At 60.3% G+C, this 24,966-nt stretch carries 23 protein-coding genes and 3 tRNA genes; 16 read left to right on the top strand and 10 right to left on the bottom strand.

Translation table 11 applies throughout. The annotated features are described in order from the left end of the window. Nucleotides 1–67: 67 nt before the first annotated feature. Nucleotides 68–970, bottom strand: a complete 903-nt coding sequence (locus tag ACK543_RS12145) for a PP2C family protein-serine/threonine phosphatase (protein ID WP_409943105.1) — start codon at nucleotides 968–970, stop codon at nucleotides 68–70. Between the two features lie 82 nt (nucleotides 971–1,052). Continuing rightward, on the bottom strand, nucleotides 1,053–2,069 hold the full coding sequence (locus ACK543_RS12140; RefSeq protein WP_409943104.1) for a serine/threonine protein kinase: 1,017 nt from the start codon (nucleotides 2,067–2,069) through the stop codon (nucleotides 1,053–1,055). 72 nt (nucleotides 2,070–2,141) lie between these two features. Between ACK543_RS12140 and ACK543_RS12135 the strand changes: the two genes are divergently transcribed. The 4 genes from ACK543_RS12135 (at nucleotide 2,142) to ACK543_RS12120 (ending at nucleotide 6,321) form a co-directional block, all read left to right on the top strand. Further along, on the top strand, nucleotides 2,142–3,059 hold the full coding sequence (locus ACK543_RS12135) for a YicC/YloC family endoribonuclease (RefSeq protein WP_409943103.1): 918 nt from the start codon (nucleotides 2,142–2,144) through the stop codon (nucleotides 3,057–3,059). Nucleotides 3,060–3,093: 34 nt separating this feature from the next. After that, nucleotides 3,094–3,714 (top strand): guanylate kinase, encoded by a 621-nt coding sequence (gmk, locus tag ACK543_RS12130; protein WP_409943102.1) that lies wholly within the window; start codon nucleotides 3,094–3,096, stop codon nucleotides 3,712–3,714. 17 nt (nucleotides 3,715–3,731) lie between these two features. Beyond that, the gene (gene rpoZ / locus ACK543_RS12125; protein WP_069103553.1) at nucleotides 3,732–3,935 is read left to right on the top strand and encodes a DNA-directed RNA polymerase subunit omega; all 204 of its coding nucleotides are present in this window, start codon (nucleotides 3,732–3,734) and stop codon (nucleotides 3,933–3,935) included. A 100-nt stretch (nucleotides 3,936–4,035) separates the two neighbouring features. Continuing rightward, nucleotides 4,036–6,321: a RelA/SpoT family protein gene (locus tag ACK543_RS12120; RefSeq protein ID WP_409943101.1), complete on the top strand. Its 2,286-nt coding sequence runs from the start codon at nucleotides 4,036–4,038 to the stop codon at nucleotides 6,319–6,321. A gap of 65 nt (nucleotides 6,322–6,386) precedes the next feature. Here ACK543_RS12120 and greB read toward each other — a convergent pair whose 3' ends face one another. From greB to hrcA, 4 genes are all read right to left on the bottom strand, one after another. Continuing rightward, on the bottom strand, nucleotides 6,387–6,944 hold the full coding sequence (greB, locus tag ACK543_RS12115; RefSeq protein WP_409943100.1) for a transcription elongation factor GreB: 558 nt from the start codon (nucleotides 6,942–6,944) through the stop codon (nucleotides 6,387–6,389). 436 nt (nucleotides 6,945–7,380) lie between these two features. Then, a tRNA-Arg gene (locus ACK543_RS12110) sits at nucleotides 7,381–7,457 on the bottom strand. A 179-nt stretch (nucleotides 7,458–7,636) separates the two neighbouring features. After that, nucleotides 7,637–7,713, bottom strand: a tRNA-Ile gene (locus ACK543_RS12105). Nucleotides 7,714–7,762: 49 nt separating this feature from the next. Beyond that, complete coding sequence (gene hrcA, locus ACK543_RS12100) at nucleotides 7,763–8,767, bottom strand: heat-inducible transcriptional repressor HrcA (protein ID WP_409943099.1); 1,005 nt, start codon at nucleotides 8,765–8,767, stop codon at nucleotides 7,763–7,765. 180 nt (nucleotides 8,768–8,947) lie between these two features. Here hrcA and ACK543_RS12095 point away from each other — a divergent pair, with 180 nt between their 5' ends. The 3 genes from ACK543_RS12095 to rapZ are packed head-to-tail and all read left to right on the top strand — an operon-like array spanning nucleotide 8,948 to nucleotide 12,374. Next, nucleotides 8,948–9,844 (top strand): NAD kinase, encoded by an 897-nt coding sequence (locus ACK543_RS12095; protein ID WP_409943098.1) that lies wholly within the window; start codon nucleotides 8,948–8,950, stop codon nucleotides 9,842–9,844. Nucleotides 9,845–9,846: 2 nt separating this feature from the next. Continuing rightward, a complete protein-coding gene (gene recN / locus ACK543_RS12090) occupies nucleotides 9,847–11,502 on the top strand; it encodes a DNA repair protein RecN (RefSeq protein WP_409943118.1) in 1,656 nt (551 codons plus the stop codon). Beyond that, on the top strand, nucleotides 11,499–12,374 hold the full coding sequence (gene rapZ, locus ACK543_RS12085) for an RNase adapter RapZ (RefSeq protein ID WP_409943097.1): 876 nt from the start codon (nucleotides 11,499–11,501) through the stop codon (nucleotides 12,372–12,374). The genes recN and rapZ overlap by 4 nt, the downstream gene beginning before the upstream one ends. Before the next feature lie 12 nt (nucleotides 12,375–12,386). On the opposite strand, the gene mutY is transcribed toward rapZ, so the two are convergent. The 3 genes from mutY to mutM all read right to left on the bottom strand — a co-directional run bounded on the left by mutY (nucleotide 12,387) and on the right by mutM (nucleotide 16,346). Then, nucleotides 12,387–13,463: an A/G-specific adenine glycosylase gene (gene mutY, locus ACK543_RS12080; protein ID WP_409943096.1), complete on the bottom strand. Its 1,077-nt coding sequence runs from the start codon at nucleotides 13,461–13,463 to the stop codon at nucleotides 12,387–12,389. Next, nucleotides 13,460–15,424, bottom strand: a complete 1,965-nt coding sequence (locus tag ACK543_RS12075; protein WP_409943095.1) for a dynamin family protein — start codon at nucleotides 15,422–15,424, stop codon at nucleotides 13,460–13,462. The genes mutY and ACK543_RS12075 overlap by 4 nt, the downstream gene beginning before the upstream one ends. A gap of 106 nt (nucleotides 15,425–15,530) precedes the next feature. Next, nucleotides 15,531–16,346 carry a bifunctional DNA-formamidopyrimidine glycosylase/DNA-(apurinic or apyrimidinic site) lyase gene (gene mutM, locus ACK543_RS12070; RefSeq protein WP_409943094.1) on the bottom strand — a complete coding sequence of 272 codons (816 nt, stop codon included), beginning with the start codon at nucleotides 16,344–16,346 and terminating at the stop codon, nucleotides 15,531–15,533. Between the two features lie 47 nt (nucleotides 16,347–16,393). Between mutM and ACK543_RS12065 the strand changes: the two genes are divergently transcribed. The 7 genes from ACK543_RS12065 (at nucleotide 16,394) to pth (ending at nucleotide 22,314) form a co-directional block, all read left to right on the top strand. Then, entirely contained in the window at nucleotides 16,394–18,151 is a 1,758-nt protein-coding gene (locus tag ACK543_RS12065) for a tetratricopeptide repeat protein (protein WP_409943117.1), read from the top strand. An 80-nt stretch (nucleotides 18,152–18,231) separates the two neighbouring features. Further along, complete coding sequence (locus tag ACK543_RS12060; protein WP_409943093.1) at nucleotides 18,232–18,699, top strand: lipoprotein insertase outer membrane protein LolB; 468 nt, start codon at nucleotides 18,232–18,234, stop codon at nucleotides 18,697–18,699. Between the two features lie 36 nt (nucleotides 18,700–18,735). Further along, nucleotides 18,736–19,593 (top strand): 4-(cytidine 5'-diphospho)-2-C-methyl-D-erythritol kinase, encoded by an 858-nt coding sequence (gene ispE / locus ACK543_RS12055; RefSeq protein WP_409943092.1) that lies wholly within the window; start codon nucleotides 18,736–18,738, stop codon nucleotides 19,591–19,593. Between the two features lie 30 nt (nucleotides 19,594–19,623). Next, nucleotides 19,624–19,700, top strand: a tRNA-Gln gene (locus ACK543_RS12050). A 46-nt stretch (nucleotides 19,701–19,746) separates the two neighbouring features. Further along, the gene (locus ACK543_RS12045) at nucleotides 19,747–20,721 is read left to right on the top strand and encodes a ribose-phosphate pyrophosphokinase (protein ID WP_409943091.1); all 975 of its coding nucleotides are present in this window, start codon (nucleotides 19,747–19,749) and stop codon (nucleotides 20,719–20,721) included. A 158-nt stretch (nucleotides 20,722–20,879) separates the two neighbouring features. Then, nucleotides 20,880–21,515 (top strand): 50S ribosomal protein L25/general stress protein Ctc, encoded by a 636-nt coding sequence (locus ACK543_RS12040; protein ID WP_409943090.1) that lies wholly within the window; start codon nucleotides 20,880–20,882, stop codon nucleotides 21,513–21,515. A gap of 178 nt (nucleotides 21,516–21,693) precedes the next feature. Beyond that, on the top strand, nucleotides 21,694–22,314 hold the full coding sequence (pth, locus tag ACK543_RS12035) for an aminoacyl-tRNA hydrolase (RefSeq protein WP_409943089.1): 621 nt from the start codon (nucleotides 21,694–21,696) through the stop codon (nucleotides 22,312–22,314). A 160-nt stretch (nucleotides 22,315–22,474) separates the two neighbouring features. On the opposite strand, the gene ACK543_RS12030 is transcribed toward pth, so the two are convergent. Then, entirely contained in the window at nucleotides 22,475–22,738 is a 264-nt protein-coding gene (locus tag ACK543_RS12030; protein ID WP_409943088.1) for a YfhL family 4Fe-4S dicluster ferredoxin, read from the bottom strand. A gap of 204 nt (nucleotides 22,739–22,942) precedes the next feature. Between ACK543_RS12030 and ACK543_RS12025 the strand changes: the two genes are divergently transcribed. Together ACK543_RS12025 and ACK543_RS12020 are read left to right on the top strand one after the other, a co-directional pair. Then, complete coding sequence (locus tag ACK543_RS12025) at nucleotides 22,943–23,905, top strand: ABC transporter permease (protein ID WP_409943087.1); 963 nt, start codon at nucleotides 22,943–22,945, stop codon at nucleotides 23,903–23,905. A 22-nt stretch (nucleotides 23,906–23,927) separates the two neighbouring features. Next, a complete protein-coding gene (locus ACK543_RS12020) occupies nucleotides 23,928–24,815 on the top strand; it encodes an ABC transporter permease (RefSeq protein ID WP_409943086.1) in 888 nt (295 codons plus the stop codon). Nucleotides 24,816–24,966 lie beyond the last annotated feature (151 nt).

Raw genomic sequence — 24,966 nt, 5'->3', positions numbered from 1 at the left:
CGGTCAACGCCCCAGCGGCCGATCGACCCCCAATGCGACGGCCCAGGACGGGCAGTCTTTCACGCAATCAAGCTTTGCGGGCAGCCGAGCGACGGATTGCCTCGTTGATCTCGGCGATGGACCGCTCGATCGCCGCATCGTCCAGGTCATCGACCAGACCGTCGAGCGGGCCCGCCTGGATGGTGGACGCAAACACATCGTCGCTGATGCTGTCGGTCGAGACTCCCCGCGTTGACTCGAACGCGTCTGGCGTTTCCCATTCCATGGCGATCACCGTCACGTTGTCGCTTGTGTCTCCAGCCGCGCGCAGGGCGTCCTCGACCAGGTCGGGGACGGAATTCGACACGGCACTGCGCGAGAGTTCACCGGCAATGTGCTCGTCGCTGAGCGTGCCCCACAGACCATCGGAACACAACAGAATGCGGTCGCCCTGCTCCAGGTGCACCGGCCCGGTGATGTCATAGATCGGCTTGGTGGGCGACCCCAGGCAGGTGAAAAGTACGTTGCGATTGATTTGATCCAGTCCGGGCGGAGGGGCGTTGCGCAGCTCCATGTAGGAATGGTCGCGCGTGCGCGTCACCAGCTCGCCATTACGCACCATGTACAGGCGGGAATCGCCACAGTGGATCCAGGTGGCTGTGCCAGACTGCAGCACGGCGGCTACCAGCGTGGTGCGCGGTGTGTCCAGCATGCCGCGGTCGGTGGCATATCGCAGAATTTGATGGTGCGCTGCCAGCAGCGCACCCGAAAGGAACTCCTGCACGTCCTTGAGCTGGGGCTTAGCCTCACGCTGGAACAGGGCAGAAATCGTCTGCAGCGCAATCTGCGCGGCGACTTCGCCTTCCGGGTGGCCGCCCATGCCGTCGGCCAGCACAAACAGGACCGATTCACGCGTGTAGCAGTACCCCATGCGGTCTTCGTTCTTTTCGCGCCCGCCGCGTCGGCTGATCTGGAATACGGAAAATTTCATAGCGGCTCACGCCTGCAGGCGCGTCCCAAAAGCACGATCAATGAACACATGCACGAGCTTCCCCGCTTGAATCGGTGGGGGTTCATCGGGGTTTAGCTCCCATTTTGGTAACTTCACTCACCTTTTGCACGCTCTTCTTGGTGTCAGCCACCAGGGTGTCGATTTGCAAGCGCATCTTTTCCGCAACGGTGAGCTTGGTGTAGCGGCGTTCGCCCTCGCGACTGAGCTCCTTTTGCAACGCAAACACCGACTGCGGGCGAGATAGCGGATCAAGCGCCATACACCACTCAACCACCTCGATGAGGTTGTCGGAATACACGCCGCGCAGCTTGGTCAACGCGAGCGAAAGTCGGTCCTTATCGACACGCTGTGGGGCCTCGTTCGGCGGAAAACCCTGCATGCAGGCGTAGATGCACGCACCGATGGCGTAGATGTCCGTCCAAGGGCCCATTTGGGAATCGCGACGGTACATCTCGGGCGCAGCGAAGCCCGGGGTGTACATCGGGCGGATGAAGTTGCCTTCCTTGGATAACACTTCCCGCGCAGCCCCGAAGTCGATCATCACCGCCTTGTTGTCGTCGGTGATGAAAATGTTGGCGGGTTTGATATCGAGGTGCAGCATCTTGTGCTGATGCACGATGCGAAGCCCCCGAAGCACCTCATCGAACAGCGAGCGGATGGTGGACTCCCGGAATACCTTTTGCGTCTTCAGGTCGCGGGCGGTAATGATGAAGTCCTGCAGGGTCGCGCCCTCCAGGTAATTCATCACCATGTAGACGGTTTCGTTCTCGCGAAAGAAGTTGAGCACACTCACCACGGACGCGTGCGAGATTTGCGCCAGCGAGCGCCCTTCCTCAAAGAAGCTCTTGAGGCCGAGCCGATACAGCGACAGCTTTTCTGACGGGACCTTGGGGAGAAGCTCACCCGGGGCACGGGTTGCAAGCGATGACGGGAGATATTCCTTGATGGCAACCTGCTGGCCTTCGCTGTCGATTGCCAGATACACCACGCCAAACCCCCCGGACGACACCCGGCGAATTACGCGGTATCCACCGATGACAGTGTCGGGCGGCAGGGGCGCCGGCTTGATTTTTGACATATTTTGCGAAGATGACTCGGCCATGGGACGGAACCCGGATAATCGCCGGAAATCCGCTACATCAAAAGTCTAATGTCAGTTTACAGCATGACCGGATACGCCAGCGTGCAGCGTGGCGTGTCTGCCGCGGGCTCGGCGGCCGATACACGCACGCAAGTATCGCGACGGCTCGGGCTGGAAATCCGCTCGGTCAACAGCCGATTTCTGGACCTCTCCTTCCGTTTTCCCGACGAACTGCGCGCCATGGAGCCCACCTTGCGCACCTTGCTGACTGCGCAACTCAAACGCGGCAAGGTGGAGGTACGCGCAACCATCGAAAGCGACGACGGTAACGTACTGCCAGACCCACCAGCCCGCGTGCTGCAACGACTCAATACCTTGCAGGATTCCGTGCGGGCATGGCTGCCCAGCGCCGCACCACTTTCGGTGGCAGACGTGCTGCGCCTGTGTGCCAACGCCCAGACCGGCACTGAAGACTGGAGTTCAGCATTGCCTGACCTGGCGCAGGAGGCCCTGGATGCGCTGATTTCCGCCCGCGAACGGGAGGGCAAGCGCCTAACCACCATGCTGCTGGACCGCGTCAAACAGTTACGCAACCTGGCACAGCAGGCAACGCCCATGGTTCCACTGCTCGTAGAACAGCAGCGCCATCGTTTCATAGAGCGCTGGAACGAGGCCATGGGTCTGACCGATGGCGCCATCGTGCCCGAGGCCGCCAGGGATCGCGCCATGACCGAGGCGACGGCCTTTGCCATCCGCATCGATGTTGCCGAAGAGCTCACCCGGCTTGATTCGCACCTGGAAGAGATCGAGCGGCTGCTCAAGAAAGGCGGCGAGGTCGGCAAGCGCCTGGACTTTCTCATCCAAGAGCTGCACCGCGAGGCCAACACCCTGGGTTCCAAGTCGGCAGCGCTGGACCTCACGCGCGTGAGCGTTGACATGAAGGTTCTGATCGAACAGATGCGCGAGCAAGTGCAAAACATCGAATAAGCTCTTGTTTGGATAGCGTAAAGCGCAAATTGATATGGACTACCCTGGAAACCTCATCGTTGTGGCAGCCCCCAGCGGCGCTGGCAAATCGAGCCTGGTGAAGGCCCTGCTCGAGCTCGACTCGCATGTCCACCTGTCAATCTCGCACACTACACGAGCGCCTCGAGGCCAGGAAAAGCACGGGCGCGACTACTACTTCGCCTCCCAACCCGAGTTTGACGCCATGGTCGAGGCCGGAGCGTTCGTCGAATGGGCTGTGGTGCACGGCAACCGCTACGGCACATCCAAAAAAGCCATCGAGGAACGCATTGCCCAGGGTTCCGACGTGATCCTGGAGATCGACTTTCAAGGCGCCCTTCAGATCCGCGAGGCCTTCGCCAACGCTGTCTTGGTGTTCATACTGCCACCCAGTTGGGAGGAGCTGCGCTCTCGCCTGGAAAGACGGGGGGAGGACTCGCCGGAGGTGATCGAAATCCGCCTGAAAAACGCCGCGACCGAGATGGCGCAAGTCAGCAACTTCGACTTCGTTATAATTAATGAGCTTTTTGAGCGCGCCCTTTTCGACCTGAAAGCGGTAGTTCACGCCCAGCGACTCAAGTACGCCGCCCAGCGCCGCGCCCGAGCCGACACCTTTCAGTCGCTGAACATCACCTGATTCCCCGGAGCAAGACAATGGCACGCATCACCGTAGAAGACTGTCTGGAAAAAATCCCAAATCGCTTTCAGCTTGTGCTGGCTGCAACCTACCGTGCCCGCATGCTCAGCCAGGGCCATGCGCCTCGCATTGAAAGTCGTAACAAGCCTGCCGTCACCGCCCTGCGCGAGATTGCCGACGGCAAGGTGGGCCTGGAGATGCTTAAGAAAGTTCCCGGTTGAAGCTTTTCCGAGAAAGCACACCCCTCAAAATGGCACCGCGCTTGCGGTGCTTTTTTTTTCCCAAATGTGACAGGAACCCGTTGCGCGCTACATTTAGGAGATGAACGCGGTGCTCAACTCACCCTCGGCCACAACTGCACGGTCTGGCGAAACGCTCGTCCAGGTCGGAGGCGGGTTGTCGGCGGCAGCTGCGGCGGCTAACGCAGCTGCGGCCAGCTTCGCAGCGCTGACGGACAGCCTTGATTACTTAGATGCGCACAGCGTCGAGCAAGTTCGCCAAGCCTACCGTTTCGCGGACGAAGCGCACCTGGGCCAGCTGCGCAGCAGTGGTGAGCCGTACATCACCCATCCCATTGCGGTGGCAGCCCAGTGCGCCACCTGGAAACTCGACGCGCAGGCGCTGATGGCTGCGCTCCTGCACGATGCCATGGAAGACTGCGGCGTCACCAAAGCGGACCTCATCGACCGCTTTGGACTGCCAGTGGCCGAGCTGGTTGACGGTTTAACCAAGCTCGACAAGCTGCATTTCAATACACGCGAAGAAAACCAAGCCGAATCATTCCGCAAGATGTTGCTGGCCATGGCCCGCGACGTGCGGGTGATCCTCATCAAGCTGGCAGACCGCACCCACAACATGCGCACGCTGTCCGATATGCCGCGCAGCAAATGGGGCCGCATTTCGTCGGAAACGCTCGAAATCTATGCACCCATTGCCCACCGTCTAGGACTGAACCAGACCTTCCGCGAACTACAGGATCTTGCATTCCGCCATCTGCACCCCTGGCGTTATGCCACCCTGCTCAAGGCGGTGAACAAGTCCCGCAATCGCAGGCGCGACCTGATCCAGAAGGTTCAGGCCGAGGTGGATGCCGCCTTTTCGCGAATCGGCATGAAAGTCCGTCTTGCAGGCCGAGAAAAAACCTTGTACGCCATCTATCAAAAGATGAACCACAAGCACCTGAGTTTCGCGCAGGTCACCGATATCTACGGCTTTCGCGTCATTGTGCCCTCCGTGACGGACTGCTATACCGCACTGGGGGTTCTCCACCAGATGTACAAGCCCGTGCCGGGCAAGTTCAAGGACCACATTGCCATTGCAAAGCTAAACGGCTACCAGTCGTTGCACACGACACTGGTCGGCCCGTCCGGTGTGAATATTGAGTTCCAGATGCGCACCGACGAGATGCATTTGATTGCCGAGGCGGGGGTAGCGGCACACTGGCTCTATAAGGCACAAGACGCCAATGGCACCGCAGCCGAACGGCTGGGCACCAAATGGCTGCAATCCCTGCTCGACATCCAAAACGAAACCCGCGATGCAGCCGAGTTCTGGGACCACGTCAAGGTGGATCTGTTCCCGGACGCAGTCTATGTCTTTACACCCAAAAGCCAGATCATGGCGTTGCCGCGCGGCGCCACAGTCGTGGATTTTGCCTACGCCATCCACAGCAACGTGGGCGACCGCACCACTGCCGCAAAAATCAACAACGAGCAGGTACCGCTACGCACCGAACTCAAAAACGGCGATGTGGTGGAAATCGTCACCTCACCAGCCTCTGCGCCCAACCCCGCCTGGCTGGGCTTTGTCCGCACCGGACGGGCGCGGTCCAAGATTCGGCACTACCTCAAGACGCTTGCGCAGACAGAATCCGAAGGGCTTGGGGAGAAGCTGCTGACGCAGGCCATACGCGCCGAGGGGCTGGAGCAACTCCCTCCCGTCAATGCAGAAACCCAACCGCTATGGGATAAGTTGCTTCGATTCACCGGCAACCGGACCCACAGCGAACTGATGACTGATCTCGGTCTAGGCAAACGGATTGCCAGCATCGTTGCAAAGCGGATGATGGTGCTGATGGCAGAGCACGGACATCGCCCAAATGCCCTGCTGCTGAGCAAGGAGCGGTACACGTCGCACGAAAGCCTGTCACAGGGCGCCGTCACACTGGATGGCAGCGAAAATGCGTCAGTCCAATACGCGGCCTGCTGTCGCCCAGTGCCCGGGGATCGTATCGTCGGCTACCTGGGTCGTGGCGAAGGCCTGGTGGTACACAACGTTCACTGTGGCGTCTCGAAACGCCTGCAATACAAGGACAGTGAAAGGTTCATCGCAGTCGAATGGTCTGACGAGCCCTTGAGGATGTTTGAAACCGGGATTGTGGTCACAGTCAGGAACGGCAAGGGCGTCCTCGCCCGAATTGCTGCGGATCTGGCGAATGCGGAAGCGGATATCACCCATGTGGACATGGATGACGAAGCGGCGCTCGACACCACGGACTTGCGGTTCATTGTCGCTGTGCGCGACCAAGGCCATCTGGAGGCGGCACTGCGAAACTTACGCCGTACGCCTGCCGTGCTTCGGGCCGTGCGGATCACTCCTCAGACCTGACACTGCCGGGGCCCATCCCAGCATGGGCCGCGCGGCAACGCGCCCTGCCACAATTTGCATGCAGGCTATCGCGATCTGGTAGGGGATGGGTAGCGCACGGCGAGAATTTCAAGACGCCGGATCCCACCGGGCGTAGGCAGCGCAACCTCGTCGCCGACTCGGGCTTTCAACAAGGCTCTTGCGACCGGCGAAATCCAGCTGACCTGAGACGCCGAACTGTCTGACTCATCGATTCCCATGATGGTGACGGTTCGCTCAACGCATCCGTTTTCGGCATAGGTGACCGTGGCGCCAAAGAAAACCTGGTCACTGCCGGCGTGTATCGTCGGATCCACGACCTCCGCGATCTCAAGCCGTTTCGTGAGGAAGCGGATGCGGCGGTCTATCTCGCGCAGGCGCTTTTTTCCGTAAAGGTAGTCGCCGTTTTCCGAGCGGTCCCCGTTGCTGGCCGCCCAGTGCACCGTTTCAACAATTTTCGGCCGCTCCTCGTTAATCAGCTGAAGAAGCTCCGAACGCAACCGACTGAAGCCCCCTGGGGTGATGTAGTTCTTCCCCCCCGGCAGTGCTGGCGACTCAGGGGCTTCATCGTCACCGTCAGACTCTTTCGTGAATGCTTTACTCACCAAAAACTCCTTTGTACCGGATCCTACGGCCGCCGAGCCAAACACGCATTGCGGCACATACCCCGCGCACAAACCAATCCCAAACACGCCACCCTTGCCCTATCACACCGCCGGTTGAGCAGCGGGCTCTCGAACCGGAAACTGCACCAGCCCATCGGCTAATGGATTGCGCCCGAGGGAATCATCAACGACGCGAATCAACGCTAGGCGCCAGGCGACCATTACAGCGCTGGGAAAGATGCACCCCCAGATGGTTCGACAGAAAACCATCGGGACTCCGATGTCGGCGCGCACATGACGGAAAGGCTCTTGCCTGCGGCCCAGCTGGGACAGACTACCGTTAGGGGAGCGCCCCACAGAGCAACCCGACCAGATGAGCGTACAGAACGCACCAAGGAAAAAGCCCTGAGACTTTTCAGACTCAGGGCTTACCTGTTGGTGCGGCTGGCAGGAATCGAACCCACGACCCCTTGGTTCGTAGCCAAGTACTCTATCCAGCTGAGCTACAGCCGCTAAGCTTGGCATTCTAGCATGAATTTCTGGGAGCCCCAAAAGAAAAACCGGGCTGCAACATGGCATCTGCGAGATCCTGGAGCACTCCGCACTGCAATCGATGGCACCACCAACCCAATGTCACTCGAGCACCCAGAATCCGACCCAGAGCCCCCTCGATAACTCAAGCTTTATCCGCTTGGTAGGGCGTGTTGGACTTGAACCAACGACCAAAGGATTATGAGTCCTCTGCTCTAACCAACTGAGCTAACGCCCCCAGCATCGTCCGGAACGTACCAAGCGACGAAGCACAGGATTGTAGAGGCTTACTTGCGATGACTGAGCGCGTTTGACACCAACTTGGATGTGATGTCGACGATCTGGATCATCCGGTCATACGGCATACGGGTGGGACCGATGACGCCCAAGGTCCCTACCACTGTGCCATCCACCTCGTATGGGGCACTGACGATAGACAACTCTTCGAAGGGTACGATCTGACTCTCGCCACCGATGTAAATGCGCACGCCTTCGGCTTGGCTGGAAATGTCCAGAAGGCGCAAGATCTGCGTTTTCTGCTCGAAGAGGTCGAATGCGCGCCGCAGGTTGCCCATGTCACTGGAGAAGTCGCTCACGGCAAGCAGGTTTCTTTCGCCCGAGATCACCACATCTCCGTGTTCCTGGGACATCGCTTCCGTGCTTACGTTGACAGCGGCTTGCATCAGCGATGCGATTTCTACCCGAAGTACATCGACCTCCGACTTCAGCCGCTCTCGCACCAGTTCCATGGCGAGCCCTGCGTAATGGGCGTTCAAGAAATTCGACGCCTCAATCAGCTGGGATTGCGAATAGTCAGCTTCGGTAAAGATGACCCGGTTTTGAACATCCCCTTCGGGCGACACGATGATCACGAGAAAGCGCCGCTCGGAAAGACGCAGAAATTCGATATGGCGAAACACAGAGGCACGCCGTGGAGCCATCACCACGCCCACGAACTGCGACAGGTTCGACAGAAGCTGTGCCGCATTGGCGATCACCTTTTGGGGTTGCTCTGGCGCGATCTTGGGTGGACTCAGACCGTCGCGCTGAACCGTGAGCATGGTGTCGACGAAGAGACGGTATCCCCTGGCGGTGGGGATGCGACCCGCAGACGTGTGCGGGCTGGCTATCAGCCCAAGCTCTTCCAGATCTGCCATCACGTTGCGGATGGTCGCTGGCGAAAGATCCAAACCGGAAGCCCGCGATAACGTGCGTGAACCCACAGGCTGGCCGTCGGCGATATAGCGCTCAACAAGCGATTTGAGCAACAACTTGGCACGATCATCGAGCATGAGGGAATTCTACGGTTGTAATGCCCGACAGGTGCATGCGCCCAGTCCCTCATGCTCGTGGAGGTGGTGAGAAATGTTTGCACGCGGTGCATTCAAGCGCAACCTTCCAGACTGCTCCGTCAGAACACGGCTATTCCTCATTTCGGCACAGCCGTCCCGTCTTAGTGTTGTAATTTAACGATGAAGACCAAATTCCGCCACGTCGCGCTCATCGGCAAATACCAAGCCTCCGGGTCTGGCCTCTCCAGTGACTCGGGACGGCAGGCGATTGCAGATATCGCAGCAGTCATTGCGAAACAGGGCTGCCGCGTCTCCGTCGAGGCAGGGACCGCCTCAAGCATGGGCCTGGGACAGTACCCTAGCCTTGCGGTCGAAGAGATCGGCTCGCAGTGCGATCTTGGGCTCGTCGTGGGAGGCGATGGCACCATGCTCGGTATCGGCCGCCAGCTGGCGAAGTTCGGCACTCCTCTGATCGGCATCAATCAGGGGCGCCTCGGATTCATTACCGATATTCCCCTGGAGACCTATGAGACAACGCTACCGCCCATGCTGCACGGAGAATATGAAGAGGACTTGCGCCCCTTGATGCAAGCTCGCGTGGTGCGAGACGAGCGCATCGTCTTTGAGGCATTGGCGATGAACGACGTCGTGGTCAATCGCGGCGCTACTGCGGGAATGGTCGAGCTTCGCGTCGAAGTCGGTGGTGAGCTAGTGGCCAACCAGCGCGCCGATGGTTTGATCATCGCGTCGCCCACTGGATCCACGGCATATGCGCTGTCCGCTGGCGGGCCGATGCTTCACCCTTCCATTCCAGGCTGGGTGCTGGTTCCCATTGCACCCCACACGCTGTCCAACCGACCTATCGTCTTGTCGGACGCCAACGAAGTTGCCGTCGAGGTTGTCAGCGGGCGCGACGTCAGCGCAAATTTCGACATGCAATCGCTCGCCTCGCTACTTCGTGGGGACAGAATTGTCGTCAAGCGGTCAGAACACTGCGTCCGCTTCCTGCATCCGCACGGTTGGAACTACTTCGCAACGTTGCGAAAAAAGCTTCGCTGGAACGAAGGAGGTTCCTGAACATGGGATTGAGGCGGATCACACTGCGTGACTTCGTTATCGTCGAATCACTCGAGCTTGAGCTGAACGCTGGATTCACGGTCCTGACCGGGGAGACCGGTGCAGGCAAATCAATCCTGATTGATGCCTTACAACTGGCTCTGGGGGCTCGTTCAGACGCCGGCGTTGTCCGAGAAGGCGCCACACGCGCCGAGATCTGCGCGGAGTTCGACTGCCCTGCACATGTGCAACCGTGGCTCGAAGAAGCGGGTTTCGCCACCGATGAGCTGCTGCTTCTGCGCCGCAACGTGGACACCCAAGGAAAAAGCCGGGCGTGGATCAACGGGACGCCAGCGACCGCGACCCAGCTTCGGGCCATCGGCGACCTTCTACTGGATATTCATGGCCAACATGCCTGGCTGAGCTTGACCAAGCCGGACTCGGTCCGAGGGCTGCTTGATGCATTCGCAGGCGCGGATCGCAGCGATACCGCCAAGCGGTGGAACCAGTGGCGGGACGATCAGCAAGCCCTGCGCGATGCCAGGCAGGCGCAGTCCACCCTGCAGCAGGAACGCGAGCGTCTTCAATGGCAGATCAGCGAACTGGAGAAACTCGCTCCAGGCGCGCATGAATGGGAAGAACTGGAAGCGCAGCACAACCGCCTGTCACACGCGCACACGTTACTGCAAGCGGCGCAGGCCGCAGTCCATGCGATCGAGGAAGACGAAACGGGTGCCTTGTCCGGCCTTGCACGTGCCCTGGGACACCTGCGCCAACAAGAACATATTGAACCCGAATTTGCGGCATTTGCTGACATTCTCGCGTCCAGCATGGCGCAAGCGAGCGACGTTGTCCACTCGTTACAGCTGTATTTGCGAAGGGCTGAAACAGACCCCGATCGACTGGCCGAGCTGGATGCCCGGCTGTCGCAGTGGATGTCCCTGGCGCGACGATACAAGCGGCCACCTGGCGAGCTGCCGTCGTTGTTGGCAGCGTGGAAAGCCGAGTTACACAGGCTCGACGCGGCAGCCGACCTGCAGCTTCTCGAAAAAGCCGAACAAGCCAGCGCCGCGGCCTACCAGAGCGCTGCCCAGGCACTATCTCAGTTGCGCACCAGAGCGGCTCCGAGACTTTCCAACGCCATTACCCAGGCAATGCAGGGCCTGGGCATGGCGGGCGGCAAGTTTGAAGTGGCGATGGCGAAGGCATCTGAGCCCACGGCTGATGGAGTGGACGAAGTGGTGTTTCTGGTGGCCGGCCATCCTGGCATGACGCGCAAGCCGATTGCGAAGGTGGCCTCAGGGGGCGAACTGTCACGAATCGCGCTGGCCATCTCGGTCACGACATCCGAACTGGGCGTTGCACCAACGCTGATCTTTGACGAAGTGGATTCAGGAGTCGGCGGAGCTGTTGCGGAAACGGTCGGCCGACTGATGCAGCAACTGGGACAAGACCGGCAAGTGCTCGCGGTCACCCACCTGCCCCAGGTGGCAGCGTGCGCCCATCATCACTTGAAGGTGACCAAGTTGAGTGTTGCGCAAGGGACGATCAGTACGGTGGAGTCAGTGCGCGATGAAGCCCGTATTGCAGAAATCGCCCGAATGCTGGGTGGCGAGCGTTCGACGCTGACCACGCTTGCCCATGCGCGAGAAATGTTGACGGGAGGAGTGACACAGTGAGTGACCCGACGACGCTGGAAATTGTTCTCATCACTGGCATGTCCGGCTCTGGCAAGTCGGTAGCGCTGCACGCGCTGGAGGACGCGGGGTACTACTGTGTGGATAACCTGCCACCGGAATTGCTGCATGCTTTTGTGGCGCTCGAGCACAGGCACCACGCCAACCGGGTTGCCATCGCGGTCGATGTGCGCAGCGCCACATCGCTTCATCAGGTACCGCAGGCGCTGCAGCGCATGCGCAACCAGGGCATCGCCGTGCAATCGATATTCCTGGATGCCACGATCGATACGCTGGTGCGGAGATTCTCCGAAACCCGGCGTCGCCATCCGCTTTCGCATGACGATCTGCAACAGGGCCGCCGGGCGCTTGTTCAGATCATTGAACTCGAAAGGGAACTCCTCGCAGAGTTGAGAGAGCAGTCGCATGTGATCGACACCAGCACCATCCGAGCCTCTCAGCTACAAAGCTACGTGAAGAAGCTCTTGACCGCTGCCACGGGCCAACTCACCCTGGTATTCCAATCGTTTGCCTTCAAGCGTGGCATACCGATGGATGCAGATTACGTTTTTGACGTGCGGATGCTTCCCAATCCGCACTATGAGCCAGCGCTGCGCGACCAAACAGGGTTGGATGAGCCAGTGCAGCACTTTTTACAACAGCAGCCGGATGTCTTGTTGATGCAGCAGCACATTGAAAAATTTCTGGGGCATTGGCTGGAAATGCTGGATCGCAACCACCGCAGTTATGTCACCGTGGCCATCGGGTGCACTGGCGGCCAACATCGATCGGTGTATCTGGTCGAGCGCCTAGCGCAAGCCTTCGGGGATCGATGGACGGCCTTGAAGCGCCACAGGGAGCTTGACGGCCGGTAGACGGCCTGCGCCTTACAGGATCGGTCGCTGGACGGCGGAGTCCAGCAACTTTCGGATAGGCGCTGGCAAGCCTATGCCTGTCCACTGATGCTCACCAAACCAGTCACCATGCGGCAAGGGTCTGGCCGCAAGATCGCCCTGCACGACAACCGCGTGAAGGTAGAGATCGCGATGCGTCAAGACGTGCATCAACGCCGGTACTTCCCACATCCGAACACGGGCCGCCCCGCCTTCAGAATCTGCTGCAACCTGCATGAGTTGCGCCTGATCGGAAAACACTGGTACACAGTGCATCCCAGCCCAGATTCCTGCCGCCGGGCGACGCTGCAACCACACACGCCTTGCCGGGTCCAGGAGAATGAGCAGCCACCACGTTTCAGCCCTGCGCCGAAGCTGTCGGGTTTTGACCGGATAACGCTCCTGGTTGCCTTGAGAGAGTGCGGTGCAGACCGAACTGAGCGGACAAGCCGGGCAACGCGGGGCCTTGGGCGTACAGACCGTGGCGCCGAGATCCATCAAACCCTGCGTGTAACGGGGCATTGAGGCTTGCAGATCACCAGTGGGAAGCAGCTCAGTCGCACGGTCCCAAAGAAGTTTTTCGTTCTGCGCAACGGCGAGATCCGCGTCAAATCCCAGCACGCGGGTCAAAACACGACGCACATTTGCGTCAAGGATGGCGACCCTTTCCGAGAAGCAGAACGCAGCGATGGCACCTGCCGTCGACCTTCCGATTCCAGGCAGTGTTGCAAGCAACTGCGCTGTGTCCGGAAACGCGCCCCCGTACTGAGCCGTCACGACTTTGGCGCATTGATGAAGGTTTCTGGCCCTGCTGTAATAGCCGAGACCACTCCACAACCCCATCACCTCATCTTGCTCTGCCTGCGCCAGCGCCTTAACGTCCGGGAAACGTTGAAGGAACCGGTCGTAATACCCAAGCACGGTGACCACCTGGGTCTGCTGCAGCATGATCTCGGACAGCCACACCCGATAGGGGTCCCTCGTTTGCTGCCAAGGCAGATGGTTTCTACCGTGTGCCGCCTGCCAGGCCACGACTTTGGCAGCGACCCCGCCACCCGCTTTCTCGCTCATGCAGGCATCAGGCTCTGGGCTGAATGCGTGCTGTCAGACGTGACCGGAAGCGTTATGAGCTGGTTGGTCAGCTCCTGGAGTTTCCGTTCCAGAGACAAAAGTTGTTCCTCACTCGCCTCAATCTCGGAAATTCGCTCGATGAGTCCGCTGGCGGCTTGCTGGATGCGATCCACGGCCTCGATTCGCCGAGCAAAGCTCTTGCGCCGCTCACGCAACTGGGCATCGAGCTGCGAAGTAGCAGACTTGCTCCACAACTCCAGGTCGTTGGCCGCAGATTCATACACAGTGCGCAGACGCATGGCCAGCGCCCGCACAAGTCGCTCGGCAAACTCAGGCTGCGCAAGCTTGATGGCGTTACCCAAGCTGAGATACTGCAGATGGCTTTGCTCGATCCGACTGAGGTCGTCCGCGAAACGCTCTAATTGGGGGGCAGCAGGAACCTGCAGCGAAAACCCAAATTCAGCATTGAGCTGCCGGAAAGTTCCGTTGAGCATCGCCTGGATTTCTGCACCTGAGGACTGCGCCTTCCCCATGGTGCTGCGCAGCTTGTCAAAGGTCGTTGTGTAGATCTTCTTGCCGCCAAGCTTGAGACCCTTTTGTTGAAGTGTCTGCGCCAGATCGGCAAGCTCCGCTTTCAAGGACTTGGCGCCGAGTTGATGGAACACGTCACGCAACAACTTGAGATGCACGGCACGCACTGCTTGTATCTTCGCAGTGCTCAAGTCGAATTCACGCTGCTCCTGCTCGATACGATGTCGCATCGACTCAATGACAGACGCGTTTTTCCCGCGCAGGCTGCGCAGTTCGGCCATCTGATCGTCAAGGTCACGCCGTTTGATATTGATCAAGCGGCTCGTCTCGGTACGTAAGCTGGCAACACCATTGGCCACGGCCGCACGAAGAATGGCCTGGCGCCGGCCCATGATGTCCTGTGCCAGAACCTCCTCCAGCACTGGCAGACCACTGTTTACCAGGAGAGCAGGGTCTTTGGTAATTTTCGCGACCAGACCTTTTTGGGCAGAGACAGGAACCACCTTGTCGAGGGGAACCCCCAGCATATCGGCAGAATTGCTGCGCTGCCTTTCCAGTTGCGCCTTGACCTGTTCGGCCGAACTCAGCGAGTCCCAGAGCGTGTCGATCTTGTTAAGGACGACCAAGCGCCCGTCCATGCTATCGGGCTCAATGGCGAGGTGCTCGCGCCAGATGGCGAGATCGGAGCGAGTAACCCCTGTATCCGCGCCGAGGATGAACACCACCGCATGGGCCTGGGGTATGAGATTGACTGTCAGTTCCGGCTCGGCACCCACCGCGTTAAGCCCTGGTGTGTCAAGAATGACCAGTCCTTGCTTGAGCAGCGGATGCGGGATGTTGATGATCGCGTGACGCCACAGGGGAACCTCCACCAAACCCTCTGCGTCCGGCACCGGGTTCTCATCGGCCAGATCGTCATGCCAAAAGCCCAAGGCACGCGCATGATCCAACGTCACCTTTCGAACCTCAGCCACCTTCTCGACTGCTTTCGCGATCTGATCTGCGTTCCCTACGTCCAAGGGAATCTCCTGCCAGCGATCACGCTTCGTGCGCCATTCGGCCAAGCTTTGCGTCTGCAGGCGTGTCTCGATCGGCAGCAGTCTCAAACAGGGGGGTACATCGGCCTCATAACCGAGCTCGGTCGGGCACATGGTTGTGCGCCCGGCGCTGGCGGGCATGATGCGTCGCCCGTAGTCAGCAAAGAAAATGGCATTGATCAGTTCCGACTTGCCACGGGAGAACTCAGCAACAAAAGCCACCATGACCTTGTCGCTGCGAACCTGATCTTCGAGACGTTGCAGGCGCTCCGAAAGCGCGGCATCCATCAGCTCGTGCGAGGACATCCAGCTGGCAAGCCGCTTGAGCTGCTGGGCGAACTCACGCCGCCACGCGCCGTGCTGGTCGAACTGTTCGTTGAATGTAGGGCCCACTTTGCTCCCGGGTTTCTAGGTCGCACCTGAGGTCAGGATTATTGAAAATATAGCATCGACGGAGTTCACCGAAACTGTCTGTTGGATTGAAGCTGCGTCAGACCATTCAGGCTCGCTGACAAATCGGGCAATAAAACGTGCTCCGCTGGCTCTGCCGCAGCATGCGTATGAGGGCACCGCACTCGAGGCACGGAGCCCCCTCTCTTCCGTACACCCGCGCTTGCAGCTGATAGTGACCTGCTGATCCATCGGCATTCGAGAAATCACGCAAGGTTGTACCGCCCATTTCTACTGCCCAGGTCAGCACGCTGACGATCGCCGTATGAAGCCGCCGAGCCCGCTCGGGGCCAATACGTGCGGCGGGTGTGGTTGGTCGGATACCAGCTAAAAAAAGAACTTCGCTGGCGTAGATGTTGCCGACGCCCACAACCACGCGGCCGCTGAGCAAAAGGGTCTTGATAGGTACACGACTTGACTTGAGGCCAGCCTGGAACGCGCGCAATGAAAACGAATCCTCCAGCGGCTCCATGCCCAGGCCACTGAGCAGCTTGACCGCGATCACATCCGTCTCGTCGGGAACGTAAACGACCGCCCCAAAACGTCGCGGATCATGCAGCCTCAGGATTCCCTGATCCGTGACCATTTCAAAATGATCGTGCACGCCCGCGTCTGGCAAGTGCTCGCTGAATCGCAGACTGCCGGACATCCCAAGGTGGATGAGGAGTATCCCTGCGTTGAAATCCAGCAACAGGTACTTTCCGCGGCGGCGCAAACCGACGACCTGGCGCCCTTGCAGAGACGCTGGCGCGCAGCCAAGCGGCCAACGAAGCGGTTTACCCATGCGGACTGTCTCGATCCGCGCCCCCAAGATGGCTTGCGCCAAGCTGCGCCGCGTCACTTCCACTTCTGGCAACTCTGGCATAAAGAGACCCGAGGATCGCGTTGAAAAGCTTCGATTATTATGGGTCGATGGCGTTACTACAAAGCTTTCGGAATGCCGTCCTGGTGACGGTTGCCGCGGTCATCTTTCATCCCGCGCTCGCGCAGACCAGCGGGCGCGCACGAGCCCTCAAACCACCACCACCCGCGGTGGAGAGTTCAGACCTGGATGCCGAACTTTTCTATCAAATATTTTTGGGAGAAGTGAGTGCCCAGTCCGGCGATCCGGGCGCAGGTTATGCATTCACCCTGGAGGCTGCAAGACGCAGCGGTGATGGCCGCCTGTACCAGCGGGCGGCCGACATTGCCCTGCAGTCCAGGTCGGGCGACTATGCCCTGGCCGCGGCGCGTGCATGGAAAGAGGCGCTGCCGGACTCTCGCGAAGCCAACCGGTATGTCCTCCAAATTCTGATTGCTCTCAACCGGATCGGAGAGACCCCAGACTTGCTTCGGCAAGAGCTTGCGCTGACACCCGCCACGTCCCGCACAACGCTGCTCGCGGCTTTGCCGCAAATGTACGGACGCGCAAGCGACAAGGCCCTGGCAGCCAAAGTGGTCGAAAGTGCTCTTTCAAGCGAGATTTCGCACCCCGCGAACGCTCCCATCGCTTGGACCAGCATCGGACGGATGCGGCTGGCTGCAGGCGACAAACAGGGCGCCCTTGATGCTGCGCGCAAAGCACAGGGTCTCGACAAAACCAGCGAAAGCGCCGCCCAGTTGGCGCTCGAGTTGCTCGACGAAGACGTTGCCGATGCGGAGATGTTGATATCGACGCTCCTGGCAAGTCCGAACGCCCCTGAACTTCACATCGCATATGCGCGGATTTTGCTGGGCCTGCAAAGGTTCACTGAGGCAGGCCGCCAAGCCGAGTTGGTCATCCGTAATAGACCGGATGTTCCAGAAGCGTGGTTGATTCTGACCACGCTGCAGGTGCAGAACAATCGAATCGCCGAAGCCGAGGTTTCGGCTCAACGACTCCTGGAGGCGCTCACCGGCGTTGCGAGCGCAGACGTTCGTCAGCGTGGCCTGACGCAGGCCTATCTGCTGCAGGCGCAAATTGCGGAAAAAAAAGGGGACTTTGCGGCCGCCGAGTCGTGGCTCGGCCGGATCGACAACGCGAGCGAAGTCATCAGCGCCCAAAGCCGACGTGCATCATTGCTGGCCCGGCAGGGAAAGATCACGCAAGCCAGGGAACTGCTGCGCAAGCTGCCTGCCTCTACCGATCAGGACCGGCGTATGAAGCTGCTGGCCGAAGTGCAGTTGCTGCGCGACCTGCGTCACTATGAGGATGCTTACAAGGTGCAGCTTGAACTGGAGGCGCTTTCGCCAGACGATGTGGACTTTCTGTATGACAAAGCCATGCTTGCGGGAAAAACCGGACGGGTGGAGCTCATGGAACAACTGCTCGAGCAAATCATCCGTCGCAAGCCCGATCATTACAACGCGTACAACGCCCTTGGGTACTCACTCGCTGATCGTGGACAGCGTCTTGACGAAGCAAAGCGGCTTATTCTTAAGGCGCTTGAACTGGCGCCCGGCGATCCGTTCATTACGGACAGCCTGGGCTGGGTCGAATTCCGTCTGGGCAACAAGGCAGGGGCAAGGCGTCATTTGGAAGACGCATTTGCAAAACGTCCGGACGTAGAGATAGCAACCCACCTGGGAGAGGTGCTGTGGAGCCTGGGCGAGAAAGACGCGGCACTGAATGCGTGGAGGGAAGCGCAACGACTTGCGCCCGACAACGAAGTCCTGAAGGAAACGCTTGAGCGGCTGGGGGTCAAGCCCTGATGCTTAAAGCCGACGCCTGGCCTGCCAGAAAGTCTTGCCGCTGCGGGGGCGGGCTGCTACTTGAAGTGTGGCGCGTCGGCATGGCCATCATGTTGGGAGCCTGTTTGGCACTGGCGGGTTGCGCGACGCAAAGCCCCCCACTCCTAGCCTTCGCTGATTCATGGACCGGCAGGCTGGCCCTGCAGGTGGAGGGGTACGACGCCCAATCGTTTAGCGCGGCGTTCGAACTCAGGGGCAACAGCCGCCTGGGCGAACTGGTGCTGCTGAGCCCGCTGGGCAACCAACTCGCGCAGCTGACCTGGAGGGAAGGCCACGCGGAGCTGATCAGTGCTCAGGGAAGCCGGACCTCACCATCGCTGGATGCATTGCTGGCGGACACTGTGGGGGCGCCGCTCCCGGTCGCAGCCATTTTCGAGTGGCTCCAAGGACAACAGGCCTCAGCGCCGGGTTGGGACGCTGACTTGTCGGCGGTCGCGCAGGGCAAAATCTTCGCCCGTCGGCATTCCCCGCTTCCCGCTGCGAATCTGCGCATTGCGCTGACCCGCTGAAGCCCTTGAATCGCCTACACCCGCCTGCCTTTTGCAATGCAAGCCCTGTACGACGTGCCCGCACCGGCCAAACTTAATCTGTTCCTGCACATCACTGGGCGCCGACCCGACGGCTACCACTTGCTGCAATCGGTGTTCATGCTTGTGGACTGGGCCGATACCCTGCATTTTGAGCACCGCAGCGACGGCCTGATCACCCGAGAGGACCTGACCTGGGCCCTACCCCAACAGGACCTGACGGTGCGCGCAGCGCACGCCTTGCGCGCTGTCACAGGCTGCGCCGATGGGGTTCATATTGGCGTGCAAAAAAGTGTCCCAGCCCAGGCAGGCATGGGCGGTGGTTCGTCGGATGCCGCAAGCACCCTGCTTGCCCTAAACCACCTGTGGGGCCTGCGCCTGCCCCTGACGCAATTGGAAAAAATCGGCCTCGCACTGGGTGCCGATGTGCCCTTTTTCTTGCGGGGGCGCAACGCCTGGGTCGAGGGAATCGGTGAGAAAATCACGCCGCTCGAACGCGAATTCGCATTGCCGAAAGCGCGTTTCGCGGTCGTCAAGCCGGCCGCAGGCCTGGATACGAAGTCGATTTTTTCGCATCCCGGTCTCAAACGCGATTCAGATAGTGCTACAATAACAGGCTTTGCTGCACGACACTTTGACTTCGGTCGAAACGATCTGCAACCAGTTGCCCAGGCCATCTGCCCCGAGGTATCCGAAGCTCTTGACTGGCTCGGTTCCCGTGGTCTGCAAGGTCGGATGACTGGTTCCGGAAGCGTGGTATTTGCGCGAATGCAACATGCAACTGATCTCAGTGGGGCCTATGAGGGCTGGCTGGTCAGGGCGTGTGAAACTCTGGTGATTCATCCTCTGGCAGGGTGGTCAGCAGACGCGGTTTAGGGTTGGTTGCCCTCGGCAATTGACCTGTGTAGGGGAGTCGCCAAGCTGGTTAAGGCACCGGATTTTGATTCCGGCATGCGAAGGTTCGAATCCTTCTTCCCCTGCCAAATTCTTTTCGCATACGGGCTTTTTTTCAGACCTGCTGGGACGCTCATGCAAGCCAACCACCCCGACTTCATGGTTTTCACCGGCAACGCCAACCCTGGCATGGCGGCTGAAATCGCCCAACATCTCGGCATCTCGTTGGGCGCTGCTGACGTGGGCCGCTTCTCAGACGGCGAAGTCACCGTCGAAATCAAGCAAAACGTGCGTGCTCGGGATGTTTTCGTGGTGCAGTCGACCTGCGCGCCCACCAACGAAAACCTCATGGAACTGCTGATCATGGTGGATGCGCTCAAGCGCGCTTCTGCCGAGCGCATCAGCGCCGTGATTCCGTACTTTGGCTATGCCCGCCAGGACCGCCGCCCGCGCTCCACGCGCGTGCCCATCACCGCCAAGGTCGTGGCCAACATGCTGCAGGCCGTAGGCGTGGCCCGCGTGCTGACCATGGACCTGCACGCCGACCAGATCCAGGGCTTTTTTGACATTCCGGTAGACAACATCTACGCCTCGCCCGTCCTGCTGGGTGACCTGCGCCAAAAGAACTACGAAGACCTCATCGTGGTCTCGCCCGACGTGGGTGGGGTGGTGCGTGCGCGTGCCCTGGCCAAGCAGCTCAACTGCGATCTCGCCATCATCGACAAGCGGCGCCCCAAAGCCAACGTGTCTGAAGTGATGCACGTCATCGGTGAAATCGAAGGCCGCAACTGCGTGATCATGGACGACATGATCGACACCGCAGGCACGCTGGTGAAGGCCGCGGAGGTGCTCAAAGAACGCGGTGCCAAGAAGGTGTACGCCTACTGCACCCACCCCATTTTTTCTGGTCCAGCCATCGAACGCATTGCCCAGGGCACTGCGCTCGATGAAGTGGTCGTGACCAACACCATCCCTTTGAGCGACAAGGCTCGGGGATGCCCCAAGATTCGCCAGCTTTCCGTGGCACCGCTGATTGCAGAAACGATTCAGCGCATTGCCAGGGGTGAGTCGGTGATGAGTCTGTTCTCGGACCAGGAAAACCTGTTCTGACCGCTCCGCAGGGAGCGCGTCGGTCCGGTTGGCTGCAAACCTCTTTCGAGAGGTGTGTGTTCGGGAACTTTACGCGGGTCTGCCGCCCTCTGGCCAAGCAGACTTTTTTTTAAATCGGGGTCGAACTGGTCGCGGTCGATCCCATTGAGGAGCTAACTATGAACTTCGTCGCTTTTGAGCGCGCCAAGCAGGGTACGGGTGCGAGCCGCCGTCTGCGCAATTCGGGCAAGACGCCTGGCATCGTGTATGGCGGTGCTGCTGAACCCCAACTGATCGAGCTCGACCACAACGCACTGTGGCACGCACTCAAGAAGGAGGCTTTCCACTCCAGCGTGCTGGACATGGAAGTGGCCGGCAAGTCCAGCAAGGTCCTGCTGCGCGATGTGCAATACCATCCCTACAAGCAGCTCGTGCTGCACATCGACTTCCAGCGCGTGGACGAGAAGACCAAGCTGCACATGAAGGTGCCGCTGCACTTCTCCGGTGCTGAAGAATCCCCAGCCGTGAAGGTGGACAAGTGCATGGTCAACCCGGTCATGAACGAACTGGACGTGACCTGCATGCCTTCGGACCTGCCTGAATTCATTGCTGTGGACCTGTCCACGCTGGAAAAGGGCAGCTCGCTGCACCTCAAGGACATCAAGCTGCCCAAGGGCGTGACGCCCAAGGTGCGCGGCGGTCAGAACAACAACCCCGTGTTGGTGTCCGTGGTGCCCCCGGTGGTCGTGGTTGAGACCCCTGTGGCTGCAGCGCCTGCCGCAGACGCCAAGGGCAAGGGCAAGGGCAAGAAGTAATTCGCGCCTGCCATGCACCCTGGCCTTGCCGGGTGCAGCCGCTTCACCGCGAGGCACCCGGGTGCCTTGCCCCAACGGTCCACCTGCGTGGGCCGTTTTTTTTGGGTCGGCCCCCGCTACGCACACGACAGGGTCCCTGACGCGAGCAGCCCCACGCCAGCCCCACATAATCCAACCCATGATCAAGCTGTTTGTTGGCCTGGGCAACCCGGGCCCGGATTACGAGGCCACGCGGCACAACGCGGGCTTTTGGTGGATCGACGCCCTGGCGCGTGAACTCAAGACCACGCTGGTGCCCGAGCGCAGCTACCACGGCCTGGTGGCGCGCACCACGGTGCACGGGCAGAGCGTCTGGCTACTGGAGCCGCAGACGTTCATGAACCTTTCAGGGAAAGCGGTGGCCTCGCTGGCGCGGTTTTTCAAGATCCTGCCAGAAGAGATCCTGGTCGTACACGACGAATTGGACATCGCACCGGGCCAAATCAAGCTCAAAAAGGGCGGCAGTCACGCGGGCCACAACGGACTTCGCGATATCCACGGGCAACTGGGCTCACCCGACTACTGGCGGCTGCGCATTGGCATTGGCCATCCGGGCATCAAGAGCGAAGTCGCCAACTGGGTGCTGAAAAAGCCCTCGCCCGAGCAGCGCACGCTGATCGAAGACAGCATCGCGCATTCGCTCAAGGCCTACCCCGCGATGCTGGCCGGAGAGATGGACAAAGCCACGCTGCTCATCCACACCACCAAGCCCCCGCGACCCAAGCCGCCGCGCCCCGAGGCCACGGAGCCTCGACCATAACGCAACCCAACATGCTATTATTTTGATAGCTACCAACACATACGCATCAAGCGTAAACCGCTATTTTTAATCGGATAACCATCACCCAGCAACGCACGCCAGGCCCCGCTGGGCATCCGGGCCTTGCTGCCGACCATGCCTGCCGACAAGGCACACCCGGCTATGCAGCGCCCTGGGCCTTGGTCTGCAGCCGCTGGAACTTTTGCCAGAGCGTCTCCCGGCTTTCGACATGGGCAGGATTGACGGGTATGCAGGCAACGGGGCACACCTGCACGCACTGGGGTTCGTCGAAGTGACCCACGCACTCGGTGCATTTGGACGGGTCGATCTCGTAGATTTCCTGGCCGAGGTAAATGGCCTCGTTCGGGCACTCGGGCTCACAGACATCGCAATTGATGCACTCGTCAGTAATCATCAGCGCCATGGCGTTTCCTCGTTCGCAGATGGGCATTCAGATGCGGTGCGGGGCAGGAAGATCCTCATGCCCCGTATTATCCGCGTGGGCATCCGGCGCGGCGCTGGTCGCACAGCAACACACCACCCGTGGCGGGGTGTTTGGACGTGATGCCGTGTAATCACGCCTGCGCATTCATTCCGCGACTCCCATCCCCTACGCTTGCCGCAACCCATGGGCTTGTTCTTCGTCAAACGGTTCATCACCTTGGTAGCCACCCTGGTCGGTGCATCGGTCGTGGTGTTCCTGGTGCTGGAGATCCTGCCGGGAAACGCAGCCCAGATCCTCATGGGCCCCGATGCTGCACCCGAGGCGGTTGCCGCCCTGGCCACCAAGCTCGGGCTCGACCAGCCTGCCGGCCTGCGCTACTGGCAGTGGGTCAGCGGTCTGATGGTGGGCAGCATGGGCGACAGCTATGCCTACAGCTCGCCCGTGGCCCAACTGGTGCTGGAGCGCCTGACAGTCACGGTGCCCCTGGCGCTGATGGCCATGATCCTCACCACCGTTCTGGCGCTGGCTGCCGGGGTGTATGCGGCAGCCCGGCACAACAAGCTGGCCGACGTGGGCGTGATGGGGCTGGCGCAGATCGGCATCGCCATCCCCAATTTCTGGTTTGCCATCCTGCTGATTTTGCTGTTTTCAGTGAAGCTGCAGTGGTTTTCGGCGGGCGGCTTTCCGGGCTGGACGCAGGATGCCGGGGGTGGCCCGCTACAGGCCCTGCGGGCTTTGTTGCTGCCCGCCATCGCCCTTGCAGTCGTTCAGGCGGCCATCCTTGCACGCATCACGCGCTCGGCCATCTTGGAGGTGCTTCGGGAGGACTTTGTGCGCACGGCACGCGCCAAGGGTCTTTCGCAGCGGGCAGCGATGTGGCGGCATGTGCTGCGCAATGCCATGATTCCCGTGGTCACGGTGATGGGATTGCAGTTTGCCAATCTGCTGGCGGGGACCATCGTGGTCGAAAACGTGTTTTACCTGCCAGGCCTGGGGCGGCTGATCTTTCAGTCGATTTCCAACCGCGACCTCATCTTGGTGCGTAACTGCGTGATGTTGCTGGCCGCCATGGTGGTCATGGTGAACTTTGTGGTGGACATCCTGTACGCGGTGATTGACCCACGTATCAAAGCCAGCGATATCTGAAACGCGCCAGCCGCTGCCTTCCATGCGCATCCTTTCCTCATCTCGCTCCACCGTGGCACCGCCCACCCGCCACGGCCAGCACTGGCTGCGCCGCGCCTGCAGGCATCGCAGCTTTGCGGTGGGAGCGGTGCTGTCGCTGTTGCTGATCCTGGCGGCCGCGCTGTCGCTGGTGTGGACCCCCTGGTCGCCCTACGAGATGGATCTGGCCGCCAAGCTGCAGCCGCCCAGCGCGCGGCACTGGCTGGGCACGGATCCTTTCGGGCGCGACGTGGCTTCGCTGCTCTTGGTGGGGGCCCGCAACTCGATCCTGGTGGGCGTGATTGCCGTGGGCATAGGCCTGACCATCGGCACCGCGCTGGGGCTGCTTGCCGCGGCGCGGCGCGGCTGGGTCGAAGAGCTCATCATGCGGCTGGCTGACTTTACCTTTGCCTTCCCGGCCATCCTGTCGGCCATCATGCTGACGGCGGTTTTTGGCGCGGGGATCGTCAATTCCATCATCGCCATCGGCATCTTCAATATCCCCACATTTGCGCGCGTGACCCGCGCCTCGGCCAATGCGGTGTGGTCCCGCGAATACATCATGGCCTCGCGTGCATGTGGCAAAGGCCGCTGGCGCATCACCATCGAGCATGTGCTGCCCAACATCCTGTCGGTGCTGATCGTGCAGGCCACCATCCAGTTCGCAATTGCCATCCTGGCCGAGGCCGCGCTGTCGTACCTGGGCCTGGGCACGCAGCCGCCCCAGCCGTCGTGGGGCCGCATGCTCAGCGAGGCCCAGACGCTGATGTTCCAGGCACCACTGCTGGCGGTGTGGCCCGGCGTGGCGATTGCGCTGGCCGTGCTGGGCCTGAACCTGCTGGGCGATGGGCTGCGCGATCTGCTCGACCCGCGTCTGACCCGCAAGCGATGATCCTAAAAACGGCAGTTGGATGCATTTGCCAGCGCTGCTGTTGGGGTGCCAGGCAAGGCGCGACGACGCGGCAGGCTCGTGCCTGCAAGGAGGATCAACACCGCATGGCGCTCCAAAAGCGGTGCTGGCAAGTGCATAGCGCTGTCACCCC

It is taken from the genome of Acidovorax sp. (genome assembly GCF_046341535.1).
Taxonomy (GTDB): domain Bacteria; phylum Pseudomonadota; class Gammaproteobacteria; order Burkholderiales; family Burkholderiaceae_C; genus Acidovorax.
Note: the sequence above shows the minus strand (reverse complement) of the source record. Positions and strands in the feature narration are given on the sequence as shown.

Bases quoted from the DNA above. Each gene is read 5' to 3' on its own strand.
- ispE (WP_409943092.1), top strand. From the start codon at position 18,736: ATGCAAGCCCTGTACGACGTGCCCGCACCGGCCAAACTTAATCTGTTC.
- ACK543_RS12120 (WP_409943101.1), top strand. From the start codon at position 4,036: ATGAACGCGGTGCTCAACTCACCCTCGGCCACAACTGCACGGTCTGGC.
- ACK543_RS12045 (WP_409943091.1), top strand. From the start codon at position 19,747: ATGCAAGCCAACCACCCCGACTTCATGGTTTTCACCGGCAACGCCAAC.
- mutM (WP_409943094.1), bottom strand. From the start codon at position 16,346: ATGCCAGAGTTGCCAGAAGTGGAAGTGACGCGGCGCAGCTTGGCGCAA.
- recN (WP_409943118.1), top strand. From the start codon at position 9,847: ATGGGATTGAGGCGGATCACACTGCGTGACTTCGTTATCGTCGAATCA.
- ACK543_RS12095 (WP_409943098.1), top strand. From the start codon at position 8,948: ATGAAGACCAAATTCCGCCACGTCGCGCTCATCGGCAAATACCAAGCC.
- ACK543_RS12020 (WP_409943086.1), top strand. From the start codon at position 23,928: ATGCGCATCCTTTCCTCATCTCGCTCCACCGTGGCACCGCCCACCCGC.
- ACK543_RS12060 (WP_409943093.1), top strand. From the start codon at position 18,232: ATGGCCATCATGTTGGGAGCCTGTTTGGCACTGGCGGGTTGCGCGACG.
- rpoZ (WP_069103553.1), top strand. From the start codon at position 3,732: ATGGCACGCATCACCGTAGAAGACTGTCTGGAAAAAATCCCAAATCGC.
- ACK543_RS12135 (WP_409943103.1), top strand. From the start codon at position 2,142: ATGTCAGTTTACAGCATGACCGGATACGCCAGCGTGCAGCGTGGCGTG.
- ACK543_RS12140 (WP_409943104.1), bottom strand. From the start codon at position 2,069: ATGTCAAAAATCAAGCCGGCGCCCCTGCCGCCCGACACTGTCATCGGT.
- gmk (WP_409943102.1), top strand. From the start codon at position 3,094: ATGGACTACCCTGGAAACCTCATCGTTGTGGCAGCCCCCAGCGGCGCT.
- hrcA (WP_409943099.1), bottom strand. From the start codon at position 8,767: ATGCTCGATGATCGTGCCAAGTTGTTGCTCAAATCGCTTGTTGAGCGC.
- ACK543_RS12040 (WP_409943090.1), top strand. From the start codon at position 20,880: ATGAACTTCGTCGCTTTTGAGCGCGCCAAGCAGGGTACGGGTGCGAGC.
- pth (WP_409943089.1), top strand. From the start codon at position 21,694: ATGATCAAGCTGTTTGTTGGCCTGGGCAACCCGGGCCCGGATTACGAG.
- ACK543_RS12065 (WP_409943117.1), top strand. From the start codon at position 16,394: ATGGCGTTACTACAAAGCTTTCGGAATGCCGTCCTGGTGACGGTTGCC.
- mutY (WP_409943096.1), bottom strand. From the start codon at position 13,463: ATGAGCGAGAAAGCGGGTGGCGGGGTCGCTGCCAAAGTCGTGGCCTGG.
- ACK543_RS12145 (WP_409943105.1), bottom strand. From the start codon at position 970: ATGAAATTTTCCGTATTCCAGATCAGCCGACGCGGCGGGCGCGAAAAG.
- ACK543_RS12025 (WP_409943087.1), top strand. From the start codon at position 22,943: ATGGGCTTGTTCTTCGTCAAACGGTTCATCACCTTGGTAGCCACCCTG.
- ACK543_RS12030 (WP_409943088.1), bottom strand. From the start codon at position 22,738: ATGGCGCTGATGATTACTGACGAGTGCATCAATTGCGATGTCTGTGAG.